General features: G+C 53.9%; 10 protein-coding genes. 4 read left to right on the forward strand and 6 right to left on the reverse strand.

Features of this window, described 5'->3' with window-relative positions; genetic code table 11:
- Nucleotides 1-250 precede the first annotated feature (250 nt).
- The 3 genes from QVO66_RS12150 to QVO66_RS12160 form a co-directional block, all read right to left on the reverse strand.
- A complete protein-coding gene (locus tag QVO66_RS12150; protein WP_021855763.1) occupies nt 251-937 on the reverse strand; it encodes a vitamin B12 dependent-methionine synthase activation domain-containing protein in 687 nt (228 codons plus the stop codon).
- A gap of 177 nt (nt 938-1,114) precedes the next feature.
- Entirely contained in the window at nt 1,115-2,125 is a 1,011-nt protein-coding gene (locus tag QVO66_RS12155; RefSeq protein ID WP_021855764.1) for a uroporphyrinogen decarboxylase family protein, read from the reverse strand.
- A gap of 20 nt (nt 2,126-2,145) precedes the next feature.
- A complete protein-coding gene (locus QVO66_RS12160; protein ID WP_021855765.1) occupies nt 2,146-2,673 on the reverse strand; it encodes a nitroreductase in 528 nt (175 codons plus the stop codon).
- 567 nt (nt 2,674-3,240) lie between these two features.
- Here QVO66_RS12160 and QVO66_RS12165 point away from each other — a divergent pair.
- The 4 genes from QVO66_RS12165 to QVO66_RS12180 all read left to right on the forward strand — a co-directional run bounded on the left by QVO66_RS12165 (nt 3,241) and on the right by QVO66_RS12180 (nt 8,829).
- Nucleotides 3,241-4,389 (forward strand): hypothetical protein, encoded by a 1,149-nt coding sequence (locus QVO66_RS12165; protein ID WP_021855766.1) that lies wholly within the window; start codon nt 3,241-3,243, stop codon nt 4,387-4,389.
- A gap of 133 nt (nt 4,390-4,522) precedes the next feature.
- Nucleotides 4,523-4,765: a four helix bundle protein gene (locus QVO66_RS12170; RefSeq protein WP_021855767.1), complete on the forward strand. Its 243-nt coding sequence runs from the start codon at nt 4,523-4,525 to the stop codon at nt 4,763-4,765.
- Between the two features lie 208 nt (nt 4,766-4,973).
- Complete coding sequence (locus QVO66_RS12175) at nt 4,974-6,902, forward strand: DNA topoisomerase IV subunit B (protein WP_021855768.1); 1,929 nt, start codon at nt 4,974-4,976, stop codon at nt 6,900-6,902.
- A 367-nt stretch (nt 6,903-7,269) separates the two neighbouring features.
- Nucleotides 7,270-8,829: a S41 family peptidase gene (locus tag QVO66_RS12180; protein ID WP_441295438.1), complete on the forward strand. Its 1,560-nt coding sequence runs from the start codon at nt 7,270-7,272 to the stop codon at nt 8,827-8,829.
- Nucleotides 8,830-8,944: 115 nt separating this feature from the next.
- On the opposite strand, the gene ybeY is transcribed toward QVO66_RS12180, so the two are convergent.
- The 3 genes from ybeY to ruvB all read right to left on the reverse strand — a co-directional run bounded on the left by ybeY (nt 8,945) and on the right by ruvB (nt 11,061).
- Nucleotides 8,945-9,361: an rRNA maturation RNase YbeY gene (gene ybeY / locus QVO66_RS12185; RefSeq protein WP_021855770.1), complete on the reverse strand. Its 417-nt coding sequence runs from the start codon at nt 9,359-9,361 to the stop codon at nt 8,945-8,947.
- Between the two features lie 112 nt (nt 9,362-9,473).
- Complete coding sequence (coaD, locus tag QVO66_RS12190) at nt 9,474-9,953, reverse strand: pantetheine-phosphate adenylyltransferase (protein WP_021855771.1); 480 nt, start codon at nt 9,951-9,953, stop codon at nt 9,474-9,476.
- 67 nt (nt 9,954-10,020) lie between these two features.
- Nucleotides 10,021-11,061, reverse strand: coding sequence for a Holliday junction branch migration DNA helicase RuvB (gene ruvB / locus QVO66_RS12195; RefSeq protein ID WP_021855772.1), 1,041 nt, complete (start codon nt 11,059-11,061; stop codon nt 10,021-10,023).
- Nucleotides 11,062-11,208: the final 147 nt, after the last annotated feature.

Genomic DNA, 11,208 nt, shown 5'->3' on the forward strand with positions numbered 1-11,208 from the left:
GGCAAGTCCGATATGGACTTGCCGCGCTTTTCTATATATTTCAAGCTATGTCTGACGCGCAATAAAAAGGCAGAAAGGCCCGTTTTAAAGGATTATACGCACGATAATAAAAGACGATATGCCAGACTATAAAAGACAACTGAACGCATAATGAAAAGCGACACGGCATATAATGTAAGGCGATATGGCGCATAACGAAAGGCAACGCAACACTTGATGATACACGGCATAAGGCTAAATATGCCGCAGACTACTTCTTGCGGCGACGCTTGTAGCAGTCTTTGAAGTCGCATAGGCCGCACGAATATTCGAGCTTGCGCACCGAAGGACCTAGACCTATCACGCCGCTGACCGACTTGATGGGCACCATAAGGCTCGAGTCGGTAAGGCTTACGCCGCACGGACGCTCCTCGCCGAACAGGGGGAAGAGCATCTGCTGCTGAGAGACATGCCACCCGCAGTAGCCCGGACTGAAGCGGTTGGTGTGGCGCCAGCCGCGCTCATCAATGGCTTTCTGCAGCGAAAGCTCCATGCAGTCGGCCGCCTTCTCGGCTATGACGCTGCCTATTGAGTCGGCAACAAACACCTTCACCATGTCGTCTTCGTCCTTCAGACGGTGCTGAAGCTGCTCAAACTCCTCGCCGGCGGTGGCCACAAAGAAGGCGAAAGCCTGCGAGCCGCGCAGCTGCCGGCTGATGATGCGCCCCACGCTGAAGCTGACTGAGCCTACGGTGAGCACGTGCTGCTCTGCATCGAGCTGTCCGGGGGTGATGAAGAAGCAGAAACGCGGGCGCAGAACGGCCTTTATGCGCTCCATGACGGCAGAGGTCTCGGCCTGCACGGCAGCGTCGGGCACGGCGTCGCCATAGCCCATCTGCTCGTAGATTTCAGACGGAAGGATGTTGAGGTCGTCGAAAGTTATTTCCTGTTTTAGCATTTTATTCTGATTAAAAAGCGGCACAACGCTGCGCCGCATGACGCCGCTGCGGCCCTCGGAGGGTGCAGCGGCTTATGTAGTTAAGTATGTCTGGCGGGGTCTGTCAATATGAATCGAGGCTGACCATGACCTTTTCGTCATGCCGCAAGGCCTCTGGAGAGCTGACAGAACCTGCGCTTACAGCTTGCTGTTCCACTCGCCGACGGCCTCAAAGAAGGCGTCGATGTTGGCAAACGGAGTGTGCGGCGGAGTGTCGCATCCGCTGGATATCACGAAGTTTGGATAGTTGCTCATCTTGCGCAGCAGGTCTGTGGTGGCGCGGCGCATCTCGTCGGGCGTGGCAGACTTGAACAGACTGACGGGGTCGAGGTTGCCCATGGTGAGAGCCGTGGGCGGCACCTGGCGCGAAACCTGCTCCATGTCGCACTTGTTGCCAAAGTGATATGCGGCGGCTCCCGTGGCAGTCATGGCGTTGGTACACTGCCCTGTGTTGCCGCAGTTGTGAAGAACCACGATAAAACTGTCGTCCTGCACTGCCTCGACAATGCGTCTGACATACACCGAAGAGAAGCGCATGCAGTCGTCGTCAGACAGCAGTCCCGCGGCAGGCTCTGCCATGACAACGCCGTTGGCACCCGTCTTCTTCAGGGCGATGCAGTATTTCAGGATAAAGTCGGTACACTTGTCGAGCAGCATGGCGGCAGCGTCGGGGTTCTGATATATCAGAATCATAATCTCCGACATGTCGTAGAGACGGCCTGCAAGCGAGAAAGGTCCGATGCATCCGGCAAGCACGGGGCGGTCGGTTATGGCTCGCGCGGCAAGCAGGTTGGCCTTTAGATACTGGGGCACGCGGCCGTTGCTCAGCGGCGGAACCTGCAGACGGGCTATGTCGTCGGCACTGCTCAGCAGGCGTCCCCTGACAGCCGGCACCTCGTCGGGCTCAAAGGCGATGTCAGCGCCGAAGGCTTCGGCCTCAACCGTGAGGTCCATTATCACTGTTGCGGCAGCCGTGTCATAGCGTTCGGCCAATGCCCTTACGGCGTTGAAGTGCACCTCGCCATCGCTCACGGCATCAATGACGCGCCGCCCTGTCATCTCAATTCCGGGATGAGTCATTATGGGCAGGGCCGCCACCTTTCGGCTGCTGATGACGGCCTTAACCCATTCGGTCATGTTAATGTTCATCGTTCAGAGAGCGTTACGCCTTATTCAACAAATCTGACATAACCCTCCTTGCGCGGAGCAGCCGGCTTGACGGCACCTTCGAGGGCATATCCCAGCACGCAGTGGCCTATGCCTTCATAGTCGCCCTCAATGCCCCAGCTGCGGAGCATTGCCTTGCCTTCCTCGCTGTCGAACACCTCCTTGGCGCGGTGAATCCAGCAGCTGCCAAGTCCGAGGGCGTGAGCGGCGTTCATCATGTTGCCCATAACGAGCGAGCCGTCGTAGAGATAAGTGGGGCGTGTGCGGTCGGCAAGCACAACGAGCACCACGGGAGCGCCGTAGAACGGGTCGGCCTTGGTGCCCATCACGGCGGCGTTAAGCTCCGACAGGCGGTCGCGCACTGCCTTTGACGTTACCGCAACTATCAGCGGCGACTGTGCCCCGCGGCCCGTGGGGGCGTAAGTTCCGGCCTCGGCAACAGCCTCGATAAGACTGCGCTCGGGCATTCTTTCAGAATCGAAGGCGCGCACGCTGCGGCGAGTCTTCATGTTTTCTATAACTGCGTTCATAATCTTTACAGGTTAAAAGTTTGTATGTCAAGTGCCGCGGCGCGTTATGCTGACATGAGCCGTGCCGCGGAATGATTGTTAGTGCAAAGATACTAAATTTATCGTCCGCATGTTCAGGCGCAATGAATAAAAAGCCTTAAAGATACATCGAAAAACGTGACGGCCACCCGAAAAAATGACATCGCGGCGCAGATTTCAGCCCGACGGAACGCCACTTTTATCCGCCTTTGTAACATACTGACATTCAATGCGTTGCAAAAGGCCACGTTTTAGGCTGCAAAAGACGGCCTTTTAGCGTGCAAAAGGTGGCCTTTTAGAAGCTAAAACATGGCCTTTTGGAAAACGGGCGCACGGCAGGCATCTTCAGGGCACGCAAAAACGGGGCTGCGGACACGCCGCCGCGGCACTGCATGAGGAGGGCGCGGACAATGTGGCAAAAATGCGTAAAAAGCTCACTTACAACGTCCAAAATGTATTAAAAAGGCTGATTTAGCGTGAATTATTTTTTTATATGGCGCAAAAATCTTATTTTTGCATGTTTAAGTTGTCTAATATAAAGTAAGACAAATGTCAACGATTAAAATCAAAAAAGTAAGAACTAAGAAAGACCTTGAACGGTTTATAGACTTTCACTATGACCTCTACAAGGACAATGAGTATGACGTTCCCACACTGTTCAGCGACGACCTGAACACCCTGAGCAAGGACAAGAACGCGGCGTTCGAGTTCTCCGAGGCCGAGTATTTCATGGCGTTCGACGGACGTGGGCGCATGGTGGGCCGCGTGGCAGCCATAATCAACCACCGCGCCAACAAGCGCTGGGGGCGCAAGTGCGTCAGATTCGGATGGATAGACTTCATCGACGACATCAACGTGTCTAAGGCCCTGTTCGACGCCGTAGAGAAATACGGCAAGTCGAAAGGCATGGAAGAGATGATAGGTCCGCTCGGATTCACCGACCTCGACCCCGAAGGCATGCTCACAATGGGATTCGACCAGCTGGGCACTATGGCCACCATATACAACTATCCGTACTATCCGGAGCACATGGAGAAGCTGGGCGACTTCGAGAAGGACAACGACTATGTGGAGTTTAAGCTCATGGTGCCAGACAAGGTGCCCGAGAAATACACCAAGATAGCCGAGATGATACAGAAGCGCTACAACCTGCACGTAAGGAAACTCACCAAGAAGGATGTGTTTGAGGGCGGATACGGCAAGAAGATGTTTGACCTTATCAACACCTGCTTCAAGGATCTTTACGGATATTCAGAGCTGTCGGACAAGCAGATTCAGCAGTACATCAACATGTATTTCCCGCTTGCCGATCTTAGCCTCATCACCGTCGTTGAAGACCGCAACGCTGACAACAAGCCCGTGGCCGTTGGAATAACCATCCCGTCGCTTGCCAGGGCACTGCAGAAATGCCGCCGCGGAAGGCTCTGGCCCTTCGGATGGTGGCACGTGCTGAGGGCACTGAAGGCTCACAAGACCGAGGGCGTAGACCTGCTGCTGCTCGGAGTGCTGCCCGAATACCGCATGAAGGGTGCCAACGCACTTATGTTCTACGACCTCATTCCGCGCTATCAGGCATACGGATTCAAATGGGGCGAGAGCCAGGTTGAGATGGAGACCAACGAGAACGTGCAGAGCCAATGGCAGTATCTCGAAACCATCCTCCACAAGAGAAGACGCTGCTACAAGAAATGGCTGTAGATTTTCTGCCGGAAAAACGGCAGAAAATAATTAAAAATTAAAAAGTAAAAATTAAACAGCGAGGGGGATGGCAGGCGGTGATCATATCAACTTAAGCTGGCAGAAGTGTGGTAACAATTAAACAACGTTGATTATGGCTGACGGCAACAACATTGTGAAAGAAAAGGCGGAGAAGTTCGCCATACGCATTGTTAAGTGCAGCAGGTTCATAAGGGAAACCAAACGTGAATACTCGCTTGCCGACCAGCTGCTGCGTTGCGGCACCAGCATAGGTGCCAATCTTTATGAAGCTGAATTTGCACAAAGCAAAGCCGACTTTATAAGCAAGATGAGCATCGCGCTCAAAGAAGCGTCTGAAACCAAATACTGGTTGTGACTACTCCACTCGACAGACATACTGGAAGACAAGATTTACTACTCAATGAACACCGACTTGAAGAACATCATAAGTCTTCTTGTCTCAATATTGAGATCATTGAAGGGTGTAGACAGCAAGAAATAGCTGACAATACCACATTCCGCCGCCATTATGTTTCAGCCACGATGTTTAATTTTTAACTTTTAATTGTTAATTTTGGAATTTTATGAGCGAAGAGAATAAAATTACAACCGAGTATACTGACGACAATATCAGGCACCTGTCTGACATGGAGCACGTGCGCACCCGACCGGGAATGTACATCGGCCGACTTGGCGACGGATCCATGCCCGAGGACGGCATCTACGTGTTGCTCAAAGAGGTTATCGACAACTCTATCGACGAGTTTAAGATGAACGCCGGCAAGCGCATCGAGATTGACATAGACAACAACCTCAGCGTGATGGTGCGCGACTACGGACGAGGCATACCGCAGGGCAAGCTCATCGAGGCTGTTAGCGTGCTAAACACCGGAGGTAAATACGACTCTAAGGCGTTCAAGAAGAGCGTCGGACTCAACGGTGTGGGCATCAAGGCCGTCAACGCGCTAAGCTCCAGGTTCGAGGTGAGGTCTTACCGCGACGGAACGGTGCGCACGGCGACATTCGAACGCGGCGTGCTGAAGAGCGACACAACCGAGGAGACGCAGGACGAGACGGGTACATACATATACTTCGTGCCCGACGACACGCTCTTCAAGAACTACTCTTTCCACCACGACTTCGTGGAGACGATGCTGCGCAACTACACCTACCTGAACACAGGACTGACCATCATGTACAACGGACGCAGGATTCTGAGCCGCAACGGACTTGAAGACCTGCTCAACGACACGATGACCAACGACGGCATCTACCCCATAATACACCTCAAGGGCGAAGACATCGAGATAGCGTTCACGCACACCAACCAGTATGGCGAGGAGTATCACTCGTTCGTAAACGGACAGCACACCACGCAGGGCGGTACTCACCAGAGCGCGTTCAAGGAGCACATAGCCCGCACGATAAAGGAGTTTTTCAACAAAAACTTTGAATATACCGACATCCGCAACGGCCTCGTGGCTGCCATAGCCGTCAATGTTGAGGAGCCGATGTTCGAGAGTCAGACCAAGATTAAGCTCGGATCGCTCACCATGAGCCCCGACGGCGTCAGCGTGAACAAGTACGTAGGCGACTTCATCAAGAACGAGGTGGACAACTATCTGCACAAACACTCCGACGTGGCAGAGGTGATGCTGCAGAAGATTCAGGCCAGCGAGAAGGAAAGAAAGGAGATGGCAGGAGTGACAAAGCTGGCACGCGAGCGCGCCAAGAAAGCCAACCTGCACAACCGGAAGCTGCGCGACTGCCGCATACACTTCTCCGACGTGAAGAACAACCGCAAGGAGGAAAGCTCCATCTTCATCACCGAGGGCGACTCAGCGAGCGGTTCTATCACCAAGAGCCGCGACGTAAACACGCAGGCTGTGTTCTCTCTCAGGGGCAAGCCGCTCAACTCTTTCGGACTGACAAAGAAGGTGGTGTACGAGAACGAGGAGTTTAATCTGCTTCAGGCAGCCCTCGACATTGAGGACGGACTCGACACACTGCGCTACAACAAGGTGATTGTTGCAACCGATGCCGATGTCGACGGCATGCACATCCGACTGCTCATAATAACCTTCTTCCTGCAGTTCTTCCCCGAACTCATCAAGAAGGGGCACGTATATGTGCTTCAGACGCCGCTCTTCCGCGTAAGAAACCGCCGCACGAAGGTGCGCAACAAGAAGGCGCTCGAGGACGTAAAAGGCAAGAAGGGCGACTTCATCACCCGCTATTGCTACAGCGACGAGGAGCGCGTAAAGGCAATAGAGGAGCTTGGTCCCGACCCTGAGATAACCCGATTCAAAGGTCTTGGAGAGATAAGTCCCGACGAGTTTGTCAACTTCATCGGCCCCGACATGCGCCTCGAGCAGGTAACTCTGCACAAGACCGACCAGGTGCAGAAGCTTCTGGAGTATTACATGGGCAAGAATACGCCCGAGCGACAGAACTTCATCATAGACAACCTGGTGATAGAGGAAGACCGTCCCGAAGAGGAAGAAAAGTTCTGACAAGGGGCAAAAGGAACGTAAAGGAGACGCAGAATAAGCCCAACGGCAATGCTGATGAAACATAATGAGCATGCGGAAAGGGCATTAATGATATGCAGTAGAAGAATGAAAACCATGCAAAATAAGCACAAAAGCCATGCAGAATAAGCATGAAAACGATGCAGAGTAAGCATGAAAACAATGCAAGAGTCATTCATCCGCGCATCATCAGTCCCATTCCTCCCTTCTCTCCCACGACATCCGTTCCTCCCATAAGTCCCATCCCCCACAATCATCCCATAAAAGAAACATCACAACAATGATAAACACAACCATCAAAAAGATAAAAGCCGCACTGGCAAAGACGGCCACCAAGGCCCTCGTTGCCATGGCACCGGCTGTCGTGTCGTGCCTTCCTGCCGGCGCGCAGATGAACATCGACTTCTCTTACGACAGTCCGCTGCGCAAGCTGCAGATAGCCGAAATGGCAATAAACAACCTCTACGTCGACTCGGTTGACGAGAAGAAGCTCGTTGAGGACGCTATAAGGGGCATGCTGGAGAAGCTCGACCCCCACTCATCTTACTCCGACCCGGAGGAAGTGAAGGCCATGAACGAACCGCTGCAGGGCAACTTCGACGGCATAGGCGTGCAGTTCAACATGGTTGACGACACGCTGCTCGTCATCCAGCCCGTGTCAAAAGGCCCGTCGGAGAAGGTGGGCATCATGGCTGGCGACCGCATAGTGAACGTGAACGACACTGCCATTGCGGGCGTGAAGATGAAGAAAGAGGAGATAATGAAGCGTCTGCGCGGACCCCGCGGCACAACGGTGAAGCTGGGAATTGTGCGCCGCGGCGTGCCCGACGTGATGTATTTCACGGTGAAGAGAGACAAGATTCCGGTGAAGAGCGTGGACGCCGTCTACATGATTCGCCCGCAGATAGGCTACATAAGGATAGGAAACTTCGGCGCGACGACATACAAGGAGTTTATGGAAGGTATGGAGAAGCTGAAAGCCGAGGGCATGAAAGACCTGATACTCGACCTTCAGGACAACGGCGGAGGATATCTGCAGGCTGCCGTGGAGATAGCCAACGAGTTCCTGCCGAAGGACGATCTGATTGTATATACCGACGGACGCCGCATCAGACGCATGGACTATAAGGCGCGCGGCAACGGCTCTTTCCTGACAGGACGCGTGTATGTGCTCGTCAACGAGTTCACGGCGTCGGCCGCAGAGATTGTCACCGGAGCGATACAAGACCACGACCGAGGTATAGTAATCGGCCGCCGCACATTCGGAAAGGGCCTCGTTCAGCGCCCGATCGACCTGCCCGACGGCTCTATGATACGACTAACCATTGCCCACTATTACACTCCTTCGGGACGCTGCATACAGAAACCTTACACCAAAGGCGACCTGGAAGACTACGCGATGGACTTTGAGAAGCGTCTGAAACACGGCGAACTGACCAACCGAGACAGCATTCACTTCGCCGATTCGCTGAAGTTCTACACGCTGAAAGAACACCGCGTGGTGTACGGCGGAGGCGGAATAATGCCCGACACGTTTGTTCCTCTGGACACGCTTCAGTACACCAAGTTCCACCGTCAGCTCGTGCTGAAGGGCATTGTGATAAACACCGACCTGAAATATATCGACAAGAACCGCAAGCAACTGACAAGCGACTACCCGACGTTCGACGTGTTCAGAAGCCGTTTTGAGGTGCCGCAGGAACTTATCGACGAGATAATGAAGGAGGCGGAGAAGCAGAAGATAAAGCCGAAAGACGACGAAGAGCTGCAGCGCACGCTGCCTTATCTGAAGACACAGCTCAAGGCCCTCGTGGCGCGCGACCTCTTCGACATGAGCGAATACTTCCAGATTATCAACGAAACAAGCGACATCGTTAAGAAAGGAGTGGAGCTGTCAGAGGGAAAGTAAAGGGCTGACGAGATAAGAGAAATGGAACCAATAAGACTAATATGGCGCCTGTGCTGATATTGTTGCACGGCCATTAGTCTTATTGGTCCCATTACTCTTATCCCCTCAATCCTTCTCAGAGCTTAATCATGGCAAGCGCCTTGTTCTCGGCAGCCTCCATAATCTCGCGCTCTCCGGGGCCTTTGTCGTTGATGCCGCAGAGATGCAGGATGCCGTGGATAATCACACGGTGAAGCTCCTCGTTGTAGTCCTTGCCCAGCTGCTCGGCGTTTGAGCGCACGGTGTCGAGCGAGATGACTATGTCGCCGCTGATTGTGTCGTCCTCGTCATAGTCGAACGTGATGATGTCAGTGTAGTAGTTGTGGCCCAGATACTCGTTGTTAACCTCAAGAATCTTGTCGTCGTTGACAAACATATATCCTATTTCGCCAACCTTGCGGCCATATTCGGCGGCCACGGCCTTTATCCATGCCGATGTGTCGCGCTTTCTTATTGCCGGCATTTTTACGCCGTCGGTGTTGTATGTTATCATATTTTGCTGTTTATTTTCGTTCTGAAGGCTTGCCGCACGGCGTGCGGTAAGTTATAGCCAAGATGCGCTTAAGTGCGTCAGAAGGCTTTATATTGCCCTCTGCGGGCACGTCTTAAGGCTCCTTAATCTCTGTCTTGCGTCCCTGCTCAGGTGCGGGCAGAAACTCGGCGGCGTCCTTGCCGAAGTGGATAAGCTCGCGCACCATGCTCGACGACACGCTCTCATATTCAGGCTCGGCATACAGCAGGATGGTCTCTATGCCGCCTATCTTGCGGTTGATGTCTGCCTGCTCGCGCTCATACTCAAAGTCCTTGATGCTGCGCACGCCCTTGATGATGAAGCCGGCGCCCTCGCGGCGGGCAAAGTCGACGGTGAGGTCGCTGTACTCCTTTACCTCCACCTTAGGCTCGTCGGCATACAGGCGCGCAATGGCCTTCACCCTTGTCTGCGCGCTGTACATGTATTTCTTGCGCTCGTTGAAGCCCACGCCGATGACAATCCGGTCGAACAGCGGCAGCGCGCGTCTGACGATGGCATGATGACCGGTGGTGAAGGGGTCGAAGCTTCCTACGAAAATGCCTGTTCTCTGCATTGAATTCTATCTGTTGTAGTGTTATTTTCTCTGTTTAACGTCATTCCTTTCTAACGGCATCCATGGCCTATCCCATGCCGAAGAGGTCGGGCTCCATCACGTTGCCGGCATACGGATTGCGGCCGAAGTGGTTGTAGGCAAGCTCCGTGACCATGCGTCCGCGCGGCGTGCGCTTGATGAATCCCTCCATGATGAGGTAAGGCTCATACACCTCCTCAACGGTTCCGGCGTCCTCGCCTATTGCCGTGGCTATGGTGGTGATGCCCACGGGGCCGCCCTTAAACTTGTCGATGATTGTCAGCAGAATCTTGTTGTCAATCTCGTCGAGGCCATACTGGTCGATGTTCAGCGCCGTCAGCGCCACCTTCGATATGGCTGTGTCTATGCGTCCCGTGCCCTTAACCTGCGCGAAGTCTCTCACCCTGCGCAACAGGGCGTTGGCTATACGGGGCGTTCCGCGGCTGCGGCGCGCTATCTCTATGGCCGCCTCGTCGTCTATCGGCACTTTGAGTATTGATGCCGAGCGCTTAAGTATCTTGGTGAGCGTCTCGGGTTCGTAGTATTCCAGATGCAGATTGATGCCGAATCGGGCGCGCAGCGGCGCGGTGAGCAGTCCGCTACGGGTTGTTGCCCCCACGAGAGTGAAGGGGTTGAGATCAATCTGTATAGAGCGTGCCGACGGTCCCTTGTCGATCATGATGTCGATGCGGTAGTCCTCCATTGCCGAATATAGGTACTCCTCAACGACGGGCGACAGGCGGTGAATCTCGTCGATAAACAGCACGTCGTTAGGCTCGAGCGATGTCAGAATGCCTGCCAGGTCGCCCGGCTTGTCGAGCACCGGACCGCTCGTGAGCTTGAATCCCACGCCAAGCTCATTGGCAATGATGTTGCTCAGCGTGGTCTTTCCCAGTCCGGGAGGGCCGTGCAGCAGTGTGTGGTCGAGCGGCTCGCCACGGTATTTGGCGGCCTCTACGAACACCTCGAGGTTCTCCACCACCTTCTGCTGTCCGCTGAAGTCGCCGAAGCGCAGCGGTCTCAAGGCGTTCTCAAACTCCTTCTCGGCCGACGACAGCGACTCTTTTCTTATATCGAAATTATCGTCCATTATTCTTTTATCTTTCAGTCGAATGCAAAGTTAAGCATTTTATTTGTTATAATCACGCAAAACCATAAGAATATCTCAGCCGCGGCAGACGGCGGCGTCACTGTTTCCGGCAGGCCGCCCTGCCGCCGCTCTGTCTTTCCTGCGGGG

It is taken from the genome of Prevotella sp. CAG:255 (genome assembly GCF_000431195.1).
Taxonomy (GTDB): domain Bacteria; phylum Bacteroidota; class Bacteroidia; order Bacteroidales; family Bacteroidaceae; genus Prevotella; species Prevotella rara.